At 70.8% G+C, this 17433-nt stretch carries 15 protein-coding genes and 1 pseudogene; 3 read left to right on the top strand and 13 right to left on the bottom strand.

Annotated features, from left to right (window positions below):
* Positions 1-49: 49 nt before the first annotated feature.
* The 6 genes from atpB to prmC all read right to left on the bottom strand — a co-directional run bounded on the left by atpB (position 50) and on the right by prmC (position 6781).
* A complete protein-coding gene (gene atpB / locus ACZ63E_RS14355; protein ID WP_465312693.1) occupies positions 50-835 on the bottom strand; it encodes a F0F1 ATP synthase subunit A in 786 nt (261 codons plus the stop codon).
* 521 nt (positions 836-1356) lie between these two features.
* Positions 1357-1794, bottom strand: coding sequence for a hypothetical protein (locus tag ACZ63E_RS14350; protein ID WP_465336370.1), 438 nt, complete (start codon positions 1792-1794; stop codon positions 1357-1359).
* A 49-nt stretch (positions 1795-1843) separates the two neighbouring features.
* Entirely contained in the window at positions 1844-3001 is a 1158-nt protein-coding gene (locus tag ACZ63E_RS14345; protein ID WP_465336369.1) for a glycosyltransferase family 4 protein, read from the bottom strand.
* A 74-nt stretch (positions 3002-3075) separates the two neighbouring features.
* On the bottom strand, positions 3076-3726 hold the full coding sequence (locus ACZ63E_RS14340; protein WP_465312696.1) for an L-threonylcarbamoyladenylate synthase: 651 nt from the start codon (positions 3724-3726) through the stop codon (positions 3076-3078).
* Between the two features lie 69 nt (positions 3727-3795).
* Entirely contained in the window at positions 3796-5766 is a 1971-nt protein-coding gene (locus ACZ63E_RS14335; protein ID WP_465336368.1) for a M6 family metalloprotease domain-containing protein, read from the bottom strand.
* Positions 5767-5914: 148 nt separating this feature from the next.
* Positions 5915-6781, bottom strand: a complete 867-nt coding sequence (gene prmC, locus ACZ63E_RS14330; protein WP_465336367.1) for a peptide chain release factor N(5)-glutamine methyltransferase — start codon at positions 6779-6781, stop codon at positions 5915-5917.
* A gap of 235 nt (positions 6782-7016) precedes the next feature.
* Between prmC and ACZ63E_RS14325 the strand changes: the two genes are divergently transcribed.
* From ACZ63E_RS14325 to wsfD, 3 genes are read left to right on the top strand one after another with little or no spacing between them, the layout of a single operon-like run.
* On the top strand, positions 7017-8000 hold the full coding sequence (locus ACZ63E_RS14325) for a glycosyltransferase family 2 protein (protein ID WP_465336366.1): 984 nt from the start codon (positions 7017-7019) through the stop codon (positions 7998-8000).
* Entirely contained in the window at positions 7997-8428 is a 432-nt protein-coding gene (locus tag ACZ63E_RS14320) for a GtrA family protein (protein ID WP_465336365.1), read from the top strand. Before ACZ63E_RS14325 ends, ACZ63E_RS14320 begins: the two co-directional genes overlap by 4 nt.
* A gap of 18 nt (positions 8429-8446) precedes the next feature.
* On the top strand, positions 8447-9907 hold the full coding sequence (wsfD, locus tag ACZ63E_RS14315; protein ID WP_465336364.1) for a glycan biosynthesis hexose transferase WsfD: 1461 nt from the start codon (positions 8447-8449) through the stop codon (positions 9905-9907).
* 97 nt (positions 9908-10004) lie between these two features.
* Here the strand turns inward: wsfD and ACZ63E_RS14310 are convergent.
* The 7 genes and pseudogenes from ACZ63E_RS14310 to ACZ63E_RS14280 all read right to left on the bottom strand — a co-directional run.
* A pseudogene (locus ACZ63E_RS14310) lies at positions 10005-10132 on the bottom strand (dihydrodipicolinate synthase family protein); the annotation flags it as partial.
* 106 nt (positions 10133-10238) lie between these two features.
* Positions 10239-11309 (bottom strand): peptide chain release factor 1, encoded by a 1071-nt coding sequence (prfA, locus tag ACZ63E_RS14305; RefSeq protein WP_465312703.1) that lies wholly within the window; start codon positions 11307-11309, stop codon positions 10239-10241.
* A gap of 79 nt (positions 11310-11388) precedes the next feature.
* On the bottom strand, positions 11389-11619 hold the full coding sequence (gene rpmE, locus ACZ63E_RS14300) for a 50S ribosomal protein L31 (RefSeq protein WP_086863515.1): 231 nt from the start codon (positions 11617-11619) through the stop codon (positions 11389-11391).
* Positions 11620-11800: 181 nt separating this feature from the next.
* Positions 11801-13768, bottom strand: coding sequence for a transcription termination factor Rho (rho, locus tag ACZ63E_RS14295; RefSeq protein ID WP_465336363.1), 1968 nt, complete (start codon positions 13766-13768; stop codon positions 11801-11803).
* 410 nt (positions 13769-14178) lie between these two features.
* Positions 14179-15063, bottom strand: a complete 885-nt coding sequence (gene thrB / locus ACZ63E_RS14290) for a homoserine kinase (protein WP_465336362.1) — start codon at positions 15061-15063, stop codon at positions 14179-14181.
* On the bottom strand, positions 15060-16121 hold the full coding sequence (gene thrC / locus ACZ63E_RS14285) for a threonine synthase (RefSeq protein WP_465336361.1): 1062 nt from the start codon (positions 16119-16121) through the stop codon (positions 15060-15062). The genes thrB and thrC overlap by 4 nt, the downstream gene beginning before the upstream one ends.
* Positions 16118-17431: a homoserine dehydrogenase gene (locus ACZ63E_RS14280; protein ID WP_465336360.1), complete on the bottom strand. Its 1314-nt coding sequence runs from the start codon at positions 17429-17431 to the stop codon at positions 16118-16120. Before ACZ63E_RS14280 ends, thrC begins: the two co-directional genes overlap by 4 nt.
* Between the last annotated feature and the right edge of the window lie 2 nt (positions 17432-17433).

Below are 17433 nucleotides of genomic sequence, written 5' to 3'. Positions count from 1 at the left end.
TTCCCTTCACTTCGGTCCACGCGCTCGCGTGGATCGGGGGCTTGTGTTCTCAGTGCTCCGACGCCAGCGCGGCGCCGATGTACCCGGCCGACAGCAGGGCGAAGATGTAGGCCTGCAGCACCTGGATGAAGGCCTCGAGGAAGGTCAGCCCGATGGCGAAGATCCACGCCACCAGCGAAACCGGCTTCAGGGCCCAGCCGGACGTCTCCGTCAGCAGGAAGGTGCCGCCCAGGGTGAACACGGCGAGGATCAGGTGACCGGCGAACATCGCCGCGAAAACACGGATGGCGAGCGTCAGCGGGTTGAGGAAGAACTTCTCCGCGAACTCGATCAGTGCGAACAGCGGAAGCACCATCGGCGGAACTCCGGGCGGCGCGAGCTCCTTCTTGAGGTACCCACCCAGGCCGTGCTTCTTGATCCCGACGAAGTGGTACACGGGGTAGACCACGAGGACCGACAGCGCGACCGGGAAACCGAAGCGCGCCATGGTCGGGAACTGCAGCACGGGGATGACGCCGTAGAGGTTGTTCACCAGGATGAAGGTGAACAGCGCGAAGATGACAGGGACGAACCGCTTGAAGTCCTTGCTGCCGATCTGTTCGCGCGCGATGTTGTTGCGGCTGAAGTCGTAGATGGACTCGGCGACGAACTGCCCCTTGCCCGGCACGACCTGCAGCTTGCGGGTCGCCAGCAGGAAGTACGTCGCGATGATCACGACCGAAAGCACGACCAGCAGCATCGGCTTGGTGACCGAGCCGAAGATCGGCGGCAAGATGAAGCTTTCGGCTCCGGGCGGTGCGAACACCGCTCCCTCGGCCAGTACCAGCGCGCCCACTGGGCTCCTTCCGGTTCTCCCGGCCGGCGTTCACTCCGCCGGGGGAATCGTCACGATCTGGACTTAACGTACCCGATACGTATCGGGACGCCGGAGGCGGCTGCCCCACTGTGCGATGAACACGGCTTCACGTTCTGCACACGGGGTTGTCTCGCGTGAACACTGCCCTGCGGTCTACTTCGGACCAGCGGCGGAAGAGGCGGAACTACACGGTCGCCACACTGCTGATCGCGGTTCGTCTTAGGGAGCGTGCGGCCGAGGCCGCCACCCTTGACGCGGACCATACCAGCAGGTCAATCAGTGCCGTACAGGCGTACTCCATACCAACCGATCAGCCCAGGACTTAGGTCCCGGGTGGTCCCGGGACCCAGGTCCGGAGCCGGGCGGGACCCCGTCTCCAACGCCGCAGGCGAGCCCGTCGAGGGGGTCCTGGAGGGGCGCTCGAAAGCGCACGGGAGTGGCCCCGGTCACACTCGGGCGGCGGCAGGCCGCCTCACCCTGCGTGAGGGGCCCGGCGGTGGTCAGGAGGGGATGATCGTCGGGAGCTTGGTCTTGCGGAAGGCCGCGAACTCGGCCGCGGCGGCCACCAGGATGGCGACGATCATGGTGATCCCGAGCGACATCGGGTGCAGGGCCGTGACGCCCTTCAGCAGGGTCAGCGCCCCGAAGAGCACGATGACCTTCACGACGTACCCGCCGAGCGCGATGACCATGGTGAACATCGGGTCCATGCCCGCGCTGAAGCGCATCATGCCCAGTGTGGAGAGCGACGCAAGCATCGCCAGCACGGCGCCGACCAGCGAGCCGAGGAAGCCGTGCAGTCCGTTGAGGATGCTGAAGAGGACGATGCAGACCACCACCGCGGGCACGGTCGCCACCAGCGAAGCCTTCGTCATCGCGCGGGCCGCCTCCACCACGGGCTTGGCGTGGGGGTTCTCCTGCGTTTCGGTCTCGCTCACGACTGGCTCCCTGCTCGGTTCGACACCCGAGTGTAGAGAACCCGGCGGATCAGGCGCCGGGCTGGTGGCGCGAGCGCATCCGCGGGATGACCGAAACCACCACCGCGAACACCAGCCCGGCGCCGATGATCCACAGCGCCGCGGCGTCGTCGAAGAGCGTCACCGACACCGCGCCGAACGCCAGGATCCCCGCCCACAAGTAGATCAGCAGCACCGCGCGACGCTGGGAGTGCCCGATCTCCAGCAGCCGGTGGTGCAGGTGCATCTTGTCCGCCGCGAACGGGCTTTCGCCGCGGCGGGTGCGCCGGACGACCGCCATGATCAGGTCCAGCAGCGGCACGAACAGCACCGCCGCCACGACCACCAGCGGGGACAGCAGCGCGATCGCGTCCTTGCCGCTGAACTGCGGGTAGGGCACGCGCCCGGAGGCCGACGTCGTCGCGCCCGCGAGCATCAGGCCGATCATCATCGAGCCGGAGTCGCCCATGAATATCTTGGCCGGCTGGAAGTTGTAGGGCAGGAAACCCAGACACGCCCCGGCGAGCGTGGCCGCGATCAGCGCGGGCGGGTACGTGCCGACGTCGCCGCCGGAGCTGTCGAGCAGCCCGAGCGAGAACGCGCACGTCGCCGCGGCCGCGATGAACCCGAGGCCGCCGGCCAGCCCGTCGAGGCCGTCGACGAAGTTCATCGCGTTGACCATCACCACGACCATCAGCACGGTGAGCAGCGCGCCCTGGTTCTTGTCCAGCACCAGCACCGAGCCGAACGAGTCGCCCTGCCCGCCCCACGGCACCCAGAACGACACCCACTGCACCCCGAAGATGACCAGGATCCCGGCGCACATGACCTGGCCGGCGAGCTTCGTCCACGCGTCGAGCTCGAACCGGTCGTCGAGCGCGCCGATCAGCGAGATGACCCCGGCCGCGAGCAGCACGCCGACCGAGTCGAACGAGGCGTCGAAGCCGTGGGACAGCGCGGGCAGCTGGTGGGCCAGGCCCATCGCGCCGGCGACGCCGAGGAAGATGCCGATCCCGCCCATCCGCGGGATCGGGGCGACGTGGACGTCGCGCGCCCGCGGGTTGGCGATCGCGCCGACGCGGATCGCGAGCCGGCGCACGAGACCGGTGAGCAGGTAGGTCACGGCCGTCGCGGTCAGCGCGACGAGGATGTATTCCCGGATGGGGAGCAGACCGGATGTGGGCGGCACGGGGGCGTCACGCTCGCGGGGTCGGGGTCACCCGCGACACGCTATCGTGCCGCGGTTCCCGGCCTGATCCGGCTTCACGCCAACGTTTCCGCGGGCACACCGAGCACCTCCGCCACGGCTGCCTTGGCCACGGCGCCCTCGCGCAGCACCACCGGTTCGGCGCCGGTGAGGTCCACAATGGTCGATGCGACGGCCTCGCCGCTGGAGCCGCCGTCGAGGTACACCGCGACCGAGTCGCCCAGCTGTTCCTGCGCCTCCTGCGCGGTGCTCGCCGGCGGCCGGCCGGAGACGTTCGCGCTCGAGACGGCCATCGGGCCGACGTCGCGCAGCAGCTCCAGCGCCACCGGGTGCAGCGGCATCCGCAGCATCACGGTGCCGCGCGCGTCGCCGAGGTTCCACTGCAGGCTCGGCGCGTGCGGGAGCACGATGGACAGGTCGCCCGGCCAGAACGCCTCGATGAGCGCGCGCGCCTGCGGGGGCACGCCGAGCACCAGTCCGTCCACAGTGGACCAGGAGCCGACGAGCACGCCGACCGGCATGTCCGGGCCGCGGTTCTTCGCTCGCAGCAGCGCCTGGACGGCGCCCGCGTCGAACGCGTCGGCGCCGATGCCGTAGACCGTGTCGGTCGGCAGGACGACCAGCCTGCTCGACCGGACCGCACCCGCCGCCGCGGCCAGCCCGTCGGCCCGGGAGTCACGCTTGCTGCAGTCGTAGACCACGCTCATGGCGGTCAGCCTAGCCTCGTGAGTGGTCAGGAGGGTTAGAACCCTCCTAACCACTCACGAGGGCCGCGGTCAGAAGCCGAACGCCGTGCAGCTCGCCGTCGCGGTCTTCGACGGGTCGCTCACCGAGGTCGCCGTCAGCTTCACCCGGGCCGCGAGGTCACCGCCGCCGCGCTTCGCGAAGGCAGCGACCTTCGTGAACTGGCCGAACTTCGCCGTCGCCAGCTCGTTCGGCAGCCGCACCTGCCAGCCCTTCGCGTCCGTCGAGACGCTCAGCCGGTAGGTGTCGGTGTCGTACGGCGCCTTCGCGCCGCGCGCCGAGCCCGTGTTGAGCAGGCCGAAGTCGCAGGTCGCGAGCCCGTCGCGGGTGAACGCCGGCAGCGCCGGGGTCACCGCGGCGCCGCGCGCCTGGCTGCCCGCGCCGTCCAGCGAGGCGACCGTGACCGTGTACGACAGGATGCCGCGGCGGTCCCGGGCGAGGTCGGTGACCAGGAACCGCAGCCGGTTCGCCTGGTCGGTGTACTCGTACGGGCTCGCCGCCTCGGTGCCCGCCTTGAACAGGGCGTCGTTGAGCTGCCGGTAGTCCCCGACGGTGATCTTCACCGGGGTGCCGTCCGGCTTGGTGTAGTCGGTGATGCCGATGTCCTGCGGGTTGGCGTCGATCACCCAGTCGAACGGCGCGTTGTCCTTGTTCTTCGTCTTGGTGATCATGACGCCGGAGTCCGGCGCGAAGGAGTCCGCGCCCATCCGGTCGACCACCTCGACGGTGTAGTTGTCGTACCCGCCGCCGTCGCAGAACGGGTCCTTGGCGCGGTCGCACTTCGGCGCCTTGTCCCCGCCGGTGAGCTTGATGTTCAGCCCGGTGAACGCGCCGGGCTGCGCCTCGGTCTCCCGAGCGGTCAGGCGCGCGCTGACCGGGCCCGTCTTCGCCAGCTCGTCGCGGTCGAGCTGCAGGACGTCCGCCGGGTCGACGATGCCGAGCTTCAGCTTGTTGCGCAGCTGGTGCTGGGCGCCCATCGAGCTGCCCTGCGTCGCCGGGATCTGCCAGCGGGTGTGCGGCCCGCCGGGCCCGTTGAACGTGCCGCGCGAAAGCATGTCCCACGGCCCGCTGTAGCTGCGGGACGGCGGGACCCCGAACGGGTTGTTGTAGTTGTCGCCGATGCCCAGGATGTGGCTGAACTCGTGCGCGTAGGTCGACTGGCCCGAGCTCTCGGCCTGCACCGAGCTGCCGTCCTGCGCGTTCGGCCAGATGCTGGCGGCCGACGCCCACGACGTCCACGGGACATACCGGGTCGCCGCGTAGTTGGGCAGGTCGTGGTTCGGCGGGCCGAACGCGTCGGGCACGTTCTCCTTGGCGCCGAACTTCATCTCGCCGAACTCCTGCCAGGTCGAGCTCTCGTCCTGGCCGGCGGAGAGGTAGAAGACGAAGTCGAACTGGTTCGCGGTGTCCCCGACGTCGGCGCGCCAGGCGGCGTTGGCGTCGGTGCGGATGTCCCGGTTGCAGTTCGCGCTCGGCGGGCAGGCGCTCGGCTGGAACTCCATGCCGTACTCGTAGGACTTCCCGGGCATCCGGTACGCCCCGAACGCGGTCAGCTGCACGCCGAACCGGCCGCCGGAGTCCTCCATCCAGTACTCGTTGATGGTGTGCCCGTTGTTGAGCGCCTCGGGCTTGTTGAGGAAGTCCTGGTAGTACTTCGCGACGCCGGCCCGCGGGATGTTCGCGGCGGCGGGGCCCGGGTTGCCGAAGATCGTCGAGTTCGCCGGCTTCGTCACGACGAAGTCCTGGTCCGGGTAGTCGGCGAGGACGACGGCGCCCTTGAAGGTGCGCTGGGTGGGCTTGAGGCTGGGGTCGGCCCAGTTCGTGCCGGGCACCTTCTGGTAGTCGGACCAGGTCATGTGGTCCTGGTTCTCCCAGTGCGCGGCGTCGATCGGGGCCGGCCAGCCACGGGTGAGCGGCGCGGCGGCGGCCGTGCCCGTGCCGAGCCCGGTCAGGACCGTGACGGCGGCGAGCAGGGCGAGCGCTTTCGGGGTTCTGGAACGCATCTGCGGCTCCTTCACTGGACACCCACGGGGGTGGTGGGTCCCGGTGATCGACCGTATTGAGCCGAGCTGTCCCCGTTCTGCCGCGGAGGGAGGTTTACCCGCTTGCCCCACGACGAAAGTCTGGCCGGTTTGTCAGCCGCGCCGCCGCTCAGCCCAGCCGTCGAGCCGTGACGAACCGCGCGCGCCCCGTCAGGTCCGGGTGGTCCTCGACGCCGGTCAGCACTCGCCGCGCGCGCACCAGGGCCGGGACCGCCGAGCCGTGCGTGTCGTCGTGCTCGATCGCCAGGCCGCCGCCCGGGCGCAGCAGGCGCGCGCCCGCCGCGATCGCGTGGCGGATCACCGCCAGGCCGCTCTCCTCCGCGAACACCGCGCGTGGCGGGTCGTGCTCGGCGACCTCCGGGGGCACCGGGGTCCCCTCCGGGACGTACGGCGGGTTGCACAGCACCAGGTCGACCAGGCCGTCGAGCTCGGCGAACATCGTCGGGTCGCCGATGTCCCCGGAGTACAGCCGGATCGGGGTGTTGCCGGCGTCGGCGTGGACGTCCGCGTTGTGCCGCGCCCAGGCCAGCGCCTGCGGGTCGACGTCCACCGCGTAGACGACCGCGTCCGGCCGGGCGTGCGCGACACCCAGGGCGAGCGCCCCGGAACCGGTGCACAGGTCCACCACGACCGGGTACTCCCGGCCCTGCAGGAACTTGACGCCCCACTCGAGCAGCAGCTCGGTCTCCGGCCGCGGCACGAACACGCCGGCCCCGACCGCGACGGTGATCTCCCCGAGCGCGGCCCAGCCGGTCAGGTACTGCAGCGGGATCCGCTTCGCGCGTTGCTGGACGAGCTGCCCGATGGCCTCGATGACGGGCGGGTCGACCAGCGGCACCATGGGCAGCCGCCCGCGTTCGACCCCGAGCACGTGCGCGGCGATCACCTCGGCGTCGAACCGCGGTGAGGCGACACCGGCCCGCTCGAGAATCCGGGTGGCCTCGATGATGGCCAGGCGCAGCGGCTGCCGATTCACTCGTCGTCCTTCACCTCGTCAAGCCTGGCACACCAGGCGGAACTCCCCCGTCAGGACACGCGCCGGTCCTCCGCCGTCCAGCGTATCGAGGCACCCGCGCGGGCCGTGCCCGGCTCACGCGGGTGACAAACGCCCGCGTAACAGCGGTCACCGCCAGAATGGAACCGGACACCGTGGCTGGCGAAGCGGCCGCCGGTTCCTAAGATGACCGTGACACCGACCTCCGGGAGTGCCCGTGCCGAACGAGCCGGCCCAGCGCCGCCGGGTCGCGTTCATCTTCCCGATCTACAACGAGGAAGAGAACGTCGACCTGCTGCACCGCACGGTCGACGAGGTCACCGCGCCGCTGGCCGGGCGGTACGAGTTCAGCTTCGTCTACGTCGACGACGGCAGCCGTGACGCCTCCCTGGAGCGGCTCACCGAGCTCGGCGCGCGCGACGCCCGGGTCACGGTCGTCGAGCTGTCCCGCAACTTCGGGCACCAGATGGCCGTCACCGCCGGGCTCGACCTGGTCGACGCGGACGCCGTGATCATCATGGACAGCGACCTGCAGGACCCGCCGCGGGTGGCGCTCGAGCTGCTCGAGAAGTGGGAAGAGGGCTACGACGTCGTCTACGCGCAACGGCGGTCGCGCCAGGACCCGCCGTTCAAGCGGTTCACCGCGAGCGCGTTCTACTGGTTCCTGCGGAAGATGGCCGCGGTGGACATCCCGAAGAACACCGGCGACTTCCGGCTGGTCGACCGCAAGGTCGTCGACGAGCTGCGCAGGTACCGCGAACGCGACCGGTTCCTGCGCGGCCTGGTCAGCTACGTCGGGTTCAAGCAGACCGCGGTGCTGTTCGACCGCGACAAGCGCCACGCCGGCGTGACCGGCTACCCGCTCACGAAGATGCTGCGCTTCGCCGCCGACGGCATCCTCGGGTTCTCGACGACGCCGCTGCGGATGATCACTCGGATGGGGTACCTGATCTCGCTGCTGAGCTTCCTCGGCGTGCTCTACGTCGTCGGCGTGAAGCTGTTCGCGCCGGAGACCGCGGTGCCCGGCTGGGCGTTCATCACCATCGCGATGTTCTTCCTCGGCGGCATCCAGATCATCATGCTCGGCGTGCTCGGCAGCTACGTCGGCCGCACGTACTCGCAGGTGCAGAACCGGCCGCTGTACACGGTGGCGTCGGTGCGCACCGGGCAGCCCGCCGAGAACCGGAGCGCCGCCCGATGAGGTTCGTCACCGCGACGCAGGTCCGCTTCGGGATCGTCGGGATCGGCAACACCCTGGTCGACGCGCTGGGGTACGCGCTGCTGGCGACGCTCGGCGTGCCGACGTTCCTGGCCAACTTCATTTCGACGACCGCGGGCATGCTGCTGTCGTTCACGCTGAACCGGAACTTCACCTTCCGCGCGAAGGACGGCGACATCCGCCGCCAGGCGCTGCTGTTCTTCGGCGTGACGGCGTTCGGGCTCTGGGTGGTCCAGTTCGGCGTGATCACGCTGGTCAGCCACCTGTTCCCGGGGGTCAACCTGCTGGTGCCGAAGGGCGCGGCGATCGTCGTCGGGCTGTTCTGGAACTACCTGCTCTACCACTACGTGGTGTTCCGGCACCGGCCCGTTTCGCCCGTTCCCGGTGCAGCGCCCGCCGACTCTGCGTGATCTCGTACGCTGTTCCGAGTGCGTACTCGTGAACTGCGCTTCGGCTTGGGCGTCTTCGTCCTTTCGCTGGGCGTGCTGCTGCTCCGGTTCCTCGTGCCGAGGCCGGTCGGGATGGCGGACAACGGCGACGGCTGGCGCCTCCTGTGCGACCTCGGCGGCCGGCACCCGGAGCTGAAGTCCGAGTTCTACGTGCACTTCAGCTACGGCCCGGGGTCGGCGTGCAAGAGCGACTACATCTCGAGCCAGGCCTGGTTCGACTGGTTCGCGAGCAAGCTGGGGAAGGTGCTCGGCTCGTCGGCGGAGCTCAACCTGCTGGTGCTCGGCGCGATCACGTGCGTGCTGGTCGCGGTGGGTGTCGCGGCGACCGTCCTCGCGCTGGACCTGAGCACCCGCTACCGCGTCATCGCGGCGGTGCTGCTGCTGCTGGTGATGGCCGACTCGGCGTTCTTCGGCTACTTCGCGTCGGTGCTCAGCGAGGGCGCCGGGTTCGTGGGGATGCTGCTGACCACGGGCGGGCTGCTGCTGATGCACCGCGCAGGCGCGTGGCGCTACTGGGGCGCGGCGCTGACCGTCGTGGGCGCGCTGATCGGCATCAACGCGAAGTCGCAGACGCTGCTGCTGATCCCGCTGCTGGTGCTCGCCCTGGTGCTGGTCCGGCCGCTCGGGAAGCGCGGCCTCGCGCGCTGGGTGCTGCCGCTGGGCGTGCTGGTGGTCGTCGGCGCGGGGACGGCGCTGGTCCAGTCCCACGGCGACCCGGCGAACGCCGAGTACCGCGAAGCGAACATGTTCCACGTCGTGTTCGACAGCATCGTGGACGGCAAGCACAACACCGACGCCGACCTGGACGCGCTGGGCCTCCCGCCGAGCGCGAAGAAGTTCATCGGCAAGGGCTGGTGGGAAGCGAGCCCGTGGACGGACGCCGACTACAACGGCTTCCGCGACAAGATCAGCCGCCGCAACGTGGTCCAGTACTACGCGTCCCACCCGCTGCGCACGGCCCAGATCCTCCAGCAGGGCGCGGTCGACACCCTGACGGCGCGGCCGGCCCGGCTGGGCAGCTTCGCCGAGTCGGCCGGGTTCCCGCAGATGGCCCAGGAGTTCCGCGTGCCGGTGTTCTCCGGGCTGTCCGCGCTGGCGGCGCCGCTGGGGCTGTTCGTGCTGGTGCCGTTCTGGCTGCTGATCGGCTGGGCCGGCATCCGCGCGTTCCGCCGCCACCGGCGCGAGTTCGGGATCGTCGTGTTCTTCCTGCTGCTGTTCGCGGTGGGCCAGTTCGGCCTCTCGGCGCTCGGTGAGGGTGTCGAGGGGGTGAAGCACCAGCTGCTGACGCTGTTCCCGACGTTCCTGGCCCTGGTGTTCGGGGTGATCAGCTTCTTCCCGAAGCCGGTGCCGCCTGCGTCGGAGCCGGCGCTGGAGGAGGACGAGCCCGTCACCGAGGTGTTCGACGCCTTCCGCGAGCCGGAATCGCCCGCCGTCCGCTGACCGCTTTGGGCAGCCGTCGAGGACGACGCGCTGGTCGCCGACCAGCGCAGACGGGCCGTGTCGGCTCCCCGATCACGCGTGTCGACCGCTCAATCACGCGCGCGACCGAGCCGAACCGCACGGGATTCGGCACCGCGTACTTCACCCCGATGACGTTCGGGGCGGCTTCGCCCAGCGCCCGCAGCTGCTCGCCAGGTTGCGGACATAGAGCACCACCTCGAGTTCACGCGTGTCGGCCCTCCGGACACGCCGGCAGGCCGGTTCGTGTGCGTCGAGGGTCGACAAGCGTGATCAGGGAGCCGACACGCGTGATTGGAGCGTCGACACGACGTCAGCCGGCCGAGGCCGCCAGGCGTTCTTCGCGGTCCGCCGTCGCCAGGGCGTCCAGCACACCGTCCAAGTCGCCGTCGAGGACCTGGTCCAGGTTGTACGCCTTGTAGTTCACCCGGTGGTCGGAGATGCGGTTCTCCGGGAAGTTGTACGTCCGGATCCGCTCCGAGCGGTCGACCGTGCGGACCTGCGACTTGCGCGCGTCCGACGCCTTGGCCGCCGCCTCCTCCTCCGCGATCGCCTGGAGGCGGGCCTGCAGCACCTGCAGGGCCCGCGCGCGGTTCTGGATCTGGGACTTCTCGTTCTGGCACGACACGACGATGCCGGTCGGCAGGTGCGTGATCCGCACCGCCGAGTCGGTCGTGTTGACGCTCTGGCCGCCCGGGCCGGACGAGCGGAACACGTCGATGCGCAGGTCGTTCGGGTCGATCTCGACCTCAACCTCCTCCGGCTCGGGGTAGATCAGCACCCCGGACGCCGACGTGTGGATCCGGCCCTGCGACTCCGTCGCCGGCACGCGCTGGACGCGGTGCACGCCGCCTTCGAACTTCAGGCGGGACCAGACGCCGTCGACGACCGCCGACTTCGTCTTGATCGAGAGTGTGACGTCCTTGAAGCCGCCCAGGTCGGAGTCGACCGAGTCGAGCACTTCGGCCTTCCAGCCGTGGCGCTCGGCGTAGCGCAGGTACATCCGCAGCAGGTCGCCGGCGAACAGGGCCGACTCCTCGCCGCCCTCGCCGGACTTGATCTCCATCACGACGTCGGAGCCGTCGTACGGGTCGCGCGGCAGCAGCAGCTCGGTGAGCTTCGACTCCAGGTCGGGGATCTTCGCGCTCAGCTCCTCGGCCTCCGCGGCGAACTCCGCGTCCTCCGACGCCATCTCCCGCGCGGCCGCGAGGTCGTCGCGGGCCGTGTCGAGCTCGTGGACGGCCCGCACCACCGGCGTCAGCTCGGCGTAGCGGCGGCCGAGCTTGCGGGCGCGCGCCTGGTCGGCGTGCACCGCGGGGTCCGCGAGCTGCGTCTCCAGCTCCGCGTGCTCGGCGAGCAGCCCCTTGAGCGAGCTCGAATCCACCTCTGCCACCTCTCAGCTCGGTTCCGCGGACAAAGCAACGGCGCCCACCCGCGCGTGCGGGTGGGCGCCGTGAAAAAAGCTACTTGGCGTCGGCGTCCTTCTTCTGCCGCTTGCCGTAGCGAGCCTCGAAGCGCGCGACCCGGCCACCGGTGTCCATGATCTTCTGCTTGCCCGTGTAGAACGGGTGGCAGTTCGAGCAGATCTCGACGTGGATGTTGCCGCTGGTCTTGGTGCTGCGCGTGGTGAAGCTGTTTCCGCAGTCGCAGTTCACTTCGGTGACCACGTACTCGGGGTGAATGCCGCTCTTCATGGTGTCCTCTCTCGTTGGCTCCGGGTCCCCAGTCGTCCACGGGGTGAACCGGCGCCGGACTTCAGCGGATAATTCTGCCAGACGGGCTGACGATCACTGGAACGCACCCCGCTGACCTGGTATTCCGAACGCGCCGGAGGCCTCCTCGCGCCGACCGCGGGGAGGCCTCCGGCGTACGCGCTCAGTCGTCTTCGCCGCCACCGAGGGCGGTCTTCGAGACCTGCATCAGGAACTCGACGTTCGTCTTCGTCTTGCGCAGCCGCGAGATCAGCAGGTCGATGGCCTGCTGCGAGTCGAGCGCGTGCAGCACCCGGCTCAGCTTCACGGTCACGGCCAGCTCGTCCGGCGAGAGCAGCAGCTCGTCCTTACGAGTACCCGACGGGTTGACGTCGACGGCCGGGAACACCCGGCGCTCGGCGATCTTGCGGTCGAGCTTGAGCTCGGCGTTACCGGTGCCCTTGAACTCTTCGAAGATGACCGTGTCCATCGTCGACCCGGTCTCCACCATCGCCGTGGCGAAGATGGTCAGCGAGCCGCCGTTCTCGATGTTGCGCGCCGCGCCGAGGAACCGCTTCGGCGGGTAGAGCGCGGTCGAGTCGACACCACCGGACAGGATCCGGCCGGACGCCGGGGCCGCCAGGTTGTACGCACGCCCGAGCCGGGTGATCGAGTCGAGCAGCACGACGACGTCGTGGCCCATCTCGACCAGGCGCTTGGCCCGCTCGATCGACAGCTCCGCGACCGACGTGTGGTCGGACGGCGGCCGGTCGAAGGTCGAGGCGATGACCTCGCCCTTCACCGAGCGCTGCATGTCGGTGACCTCTTCCGGACGCTCGTCGACCAGGACGACCATCAGGTGGCACTCGGGGTTGTTCGTGGAGATCGCGTTCGCGATGTCCTGCATGATCGTGGTCTTACCGGCCTTCGGCGGCGACACGATCAGGGCGCGCTGCCCCTTGCCGACCGGCATGATCAGGTCGATCACGCGGGTCGTGAGCTTGTGCGACTCGGTCTCGAGGCGCAGCCGCTCGTTCGGGTACAGCGGGGTCAGCTTGGTGAAGTCGGGACGGCGCTTGGCCTCGTCCGGCTCCAGGCCGTTGATCGAGTCGACGCGCACCAGCGGGTTGAACTTCTGCCGCTGCTGCTCGCCGTCACGCGGCTGGCGCACGACGCCGGTGATGGCGTCACCGCGGCGCAGGCCGTACTTGCGGACCAGCGAGAGCGACACGTACACGTCGTTCGGGCCGGCGAGGTAGCCGGAGGTGCGCACGAACGCGTAGTTGTCGAGCACGTCCAGGATGCCCGCGACGGGCAGCAGGACGTCGTCCTCGCGGATCTCGGTGTCCGGCGAACCGCCGTCACGCTGGCCGCCACCACTGCCCCGGCGACGACGGTCGCGGAAGCGACGGCCGCGGCGGCCGCCTTCCTCGTCGTCGTCCGGCTGCTGGTTGCGGTTGTCGCGGTTGTCCTGCCCGCCGCGGTTGCCGCCGTCCTGCTGGTTGCGCTGGCGGTTGCCGTCCTGACGGTTGTCGTTGCGGTTGCCGCCGCCCTGACGCTGCTGGTCACGGTTGTTGCCGCCGCCCTGCTGGCGGTCGCCGCCCTGACCCTGCTGGCGCTCACCCTGCTGACGGTCGCCGCCCTGCCCCTCGGGCGCGCCGGCGGCGCGGTTCGACCCGCGGCGGCGCCGGCTGCGGCCGCCCTCCTCGGGCTGGCCGTCCTGGCCCTGCGGGCCGTCCTGCTTGTCCTGCCGGTCCTGCTGCGGGCGCTCCTGCGGCGGGGCGTCCACCGCGGGCGCGCTCGCCGCCGGGGCCTCGGCCTGCGGCTCCGGCTTGGTCTCGGCCGGCGCCGACGGCGCTTCGGCCTTGGGCTCGCGCTTCGGAGCCTTGACCGGCTCGCCGACGCCCTCCAGGGGCAGCGTCTCGGCGGCCGGACGCTTGCGGGACTTGCCCTGACGCTCGCGGATCGCGGCGATCAGGTCGCCCTTGCGCATGCCCGTCGTCTCGCCGACGCCGAGCTCCCCAGCCAGCGAACGCAGTTCCGCCACGGTCTTACCGGTCAACCCGCCGACCGTCTTCTTGGGAGCGGGGGTGCTGCCGTTCGACTCCGCGGCGCTGCTACCCACGTCGCTCAAAAGATCGGTGTTGCTCACACATGTCCTTCCTGACCGATCCACGCCTCCAGGCGGATCAGCGGACTGCCGCTCGCTTCTGATCGCGAACCGGCGTAACTGCCCCCCGATACGGGAGATGAGCTCTTCGGCCGTGCGAAACACAGCTGGAGCGCCTCCACCACAGGGGTTTGCGTCCTCCATTCGGAGGATGCGGAATCCGACACCGCCGAGACCGGAAACCCGCCTGCGTCCCTCCGCGTTACCCCGCTTGCCAGGCGGTGCGGATTCGGCGGATCGACGAAGGATGCCATCCGGGAAATTTCCCGGGACCGGCATCGGGTGCGGAAACGCACGGTGATCGAACGCCCCCGAGGGTAGACCGCGGCGGTGCCGGGTGCAACAACCACCCCCCGCGTGGCGGGACCGGCCGCGGCCACGTGACCCAGCCTTTACTGAGCCGCAACCTGCACACCCGTGAGATCCACGGGCAGCTCGAAGACGTCGAAGCCCTCAACGTCGACCTCCGGCGGCAATATTCCCGTCGTCGTCAGCGCGAGCACGGTCGGGCCCGCTCCGGAGACAGTGGCGGCCACGCTGCGTGCACGAAGCGTCGCCACCAGCTCGCCGCTCGCCGGGTAGGCGGGCGCGCGGTAGTGCTGGTGCAGCCGGTCGTCGGTGGCCGCGAGCAGCAGCTCCGGCTTCGCCGTCAGCGCGTGCACGGCGAGCGCGGCGCGGCCGGCGTTGTGCGCGGCGTCGGCGTGCGGCACCGCCGCCGGCAGCAGGCCGCGGGTGGTCGCGGTGGCCGAGCGCACCGACGGCACGGCCACGACCGGCCGGATCGAAGCGTGCGGCGCGAGCCGCTCGGCGTGGAACTCCCCGCCCTCGCACCAGGCGACGACGAGCCCGCCGACCAGGCTGGCCGCGGCGTTGTCGGCGTGCCCCTCGAAGCCCGCGGCCAGCTGCAACGCGCCGAAGTTGTCGAGCTGACGACCGGCCAGCGCGTACCCCGCGGCCACGCCGGACACGACGGCCGCCGCGGACGAGCCGAGCCCGCGCGCGTGCGGGATCGCGTTGAAGCAGCGCAGGTGCAGGCCGGGCGGCTCGACCCCGAGGTGCGCGCAGGTCCGCCGGATCGCGCGCACCACCAGGTGGGTCTCGTCGGTCGGGACGTCCGCGACGCCGCCCGCGCCGGCGTCGACCACTTCGACCTTGAGCCCGGCGTCGACGACCTGCACCTCGACGACGTCGTAGAGGCCGAGCGCCATCCCGAAGGCGTCGAAGCCCGGCCCGAGGTTCGCGGTGGACGCCGGGACGGTGACGCGGAACCCGGTCATCGCAGGTCCAGCGCCGCCGCGACGGCCGAGGGGTCGACGGCCAGCGGCTCGACCTCGACGTTGCCCGCCAGCGCCGTCTGCGGGTCCTTCAGGCCGTGGCCGGTGACCGTGCAGACCACGCGGGAGCCGCGCGGCAGCCGTCCGTCGGCGGCCGTGGCCAGCAGGCCCGCCACGCTGGTGGCCGACGCCGGCTCGACGAACACGCCTTCGCGCCCGGCCAGCAGCCGGTACGCCTCGAGGATCTTCTCGTCGGTGACGGCCTCGAAGAGCCCGTCGGAGGCGTCCTTCGCCTTCACCGCGGCGGTCCACGACGCGGGGCTGCCGATCCGGATCGCGGTGGCGATCGTGTCCGGGTCGCGCACCGGCTCGCCGTGCACCAGCGGCGCCGCGCCGGCCGCCTGGAAGCCGAACATCCGCGGGGTGTTCTTCACCACATCGTCGGTCGCGTACTCCGAATACCCCGCCCAGTACGCCGTGATGTTGCCGGCGTTGCCGACCGGGAGGCAGTGGATGTCCGGCGCCTCGCCGAGCACGTCGCAGATCTCGAAGGCCGCGGTCTTCTGGCCGGCGATGCGGACCGGGTTGACCGAGTTGACGAGCGTGACCGGGTAGTCGGCCGCGGTCTTGCGGGCCAGCTCGAGGCAGTCGTCGAAGTTGCCGTCGACCTGCAGGATCCGCGCGCCGTGCAGCACGGCCTGGGCGAGCTTGCCCATGGCGATCTTGCCCTGCGGCACCAGCACGGCGCAGGTGAGCCCGGCGCGGGCGGCGTAGGCCGCGGCCGAGGCGGAGGTGTTGCCGGTCGACGCGCAGATCACCGCCTTGAGCCCGCTCGCGAGCGCGTGCGTGATGGCCACGGTCATCCCGCGGTCCTTGAACGAGCCCGTCGGGTTGGCGCCCTCGACCTTGAGGTGCACCTCGCAGCCGGTCAGCTCGGACAGGTGCCGCGCGGGCAGCAGCGGTGTGTTGCCCTCCCCGAGCGTGACGACCTGCGCGCCGTCCGGGACCGGGACGCGGTCCCGGTACGCCTCGATGATTCCGGGCCAGGGATGCCTGATCACTGGTCTTCGCCTTCCACGCGCATGACGCTAACAACTTCGTGCACGACGTCGAGCCGCGCGATTTCGTCCACAGTGGACTGCAGGGCGGCGTCGGGCGCCTGGTGCGTCACGACGACGAGGCTCGCGCGGTCGCCGACGTCGCTCTGGCGCACCGCCGCGATGCTGACGCCCCTCGCGGCGAACGCCTGCGCCACCTGCGCGAGCACACCGGCGCGGTCGGCCACGGAAAGGCTTACGTGGTACCGGGTCGGCGTCTGGCCCATCGGGCGCACCGGCAGCGCCGCGTGCGCGGACTCGCGCGGGCCGCGGCCGCCGGCGACCCGGTTGCGGGCCACCGCGACGAGGTCGCCGAGCACCGCGCTCGCGGTCGGCGCGCCACCCGCGCCCTGGCCGTAGAACATCAGCTCGCCGGCCGCGTCGGCCTCGACGTAGACGGCGTTGAACGCGCCGCCGACCCCGGCCAGCTGGTGGCTGCGCGGGATCATCACCGGGTGCACGCGGGCGGACACCGACTCGACCCCGTCGTCGTCGGCGACCCGCTCGCAGATCGCCAGCAGCTTCACCGTGCGGCCGAGCATCCGGGCCGCGCCGAGGTCGGCGGCCGTGACGTCGGCGATGCCCTCGCGGTGCACGTCCGAGGCCGTGACCCGGGTGTGGAACGCGAGCGAGGCGAGGATCGCGGCCTTCGACGCGGCGTCGTACCCGTCGACGTCGGCGGTCGGGTCGGCCTCGGCGTACCCGAGCCGGCTGGCCTCGTCGAGCGTCTCGGCGTAGCCCGCGCCGGTGGAGTCCATCGCCGAGAGGATGTAGTTGGTGGTGCCGTTGACGATGCCCATCACGCGGGTGATGCGGTCACCCGCCAGCGACTCGCGCAGCGGGCGCAGCAGCGGGATGGCCCCGGCCACGGCGGCCTCGAAGTAGAGGTCGGCGCCCGCGGCGTCGGCGGCTTCGAACAGATCGGCGGAGTGCTCGGCCAGCAGCGCCTTGTTCGCCGTGACCACCGACTTCCCGGCCTTGAGCGCGGCCAGCAGCCAGCCGCGCACCGGCTCGATGCCGCCGACCAGCTCGACCACAACGTCGACGTCGTCGCTGGTCACGAGCTTCTCGGCGTCCGCGGTCAGCAGCTCCGGCGGCAGCTCGGGGTGCTTGTCCGGGCGGCGGACGGCGATGCCGGCCAGCTCGACCGGCGCGCCCGCCCGCGCGGCCAGCTCCCCGGCCTGCTCGGTGAGCAGCCGGGCGACCTGGCCGCCGACGGTCCCACAGCCGAGCAGGGCGACCCTGATGGACGGTCGTTCCTCTGGGGCAGACACTG

Source organism: Amycolatopsis sp. NPDC104819, from assembly GCF_055583145.1.
This window is presented reverse-complemented; position numbering and strand designations above follow the sequence as displayed.

Coding starts and splice junctions, on each gene's coding strand:
- ACZ63E_RS14340 (WP_465312696.1), bottom strand. CDS start 3,726: ATGAGCGTGGTCTACGACTGCAGCAAGCGTGACTCCCGGGCCGACGGG.
- ACZ63E_RS14335 (WP_465336368.1), bottom strand. CDS start 5,766: ATGCGTTCCAGAACCCCGAAAGCGCTCGCCCTGCTCGCCGCCGTCACG.
- ACZ63E_RS14320 (WP_465336365.1), top strand. CDS start 7,997: ATGAGGTTCGTCACCGCGACGCAGGTCCGCTTCGGGATCGTCGGGATC.
- rpmE (WP_086863515.1), bottom strand. CDS start 11,619: ATGAAGAGCGGCATTCACCCCGAGTACGTGGTCACCGAAGTGAACTGC.
- thrB (WP_465336362.1), bottom strand. CDS start 15,063: ATGACCGGGTTCCGCGTCACCGTCCCGGCGTCCACCGCGAACCTCGGG.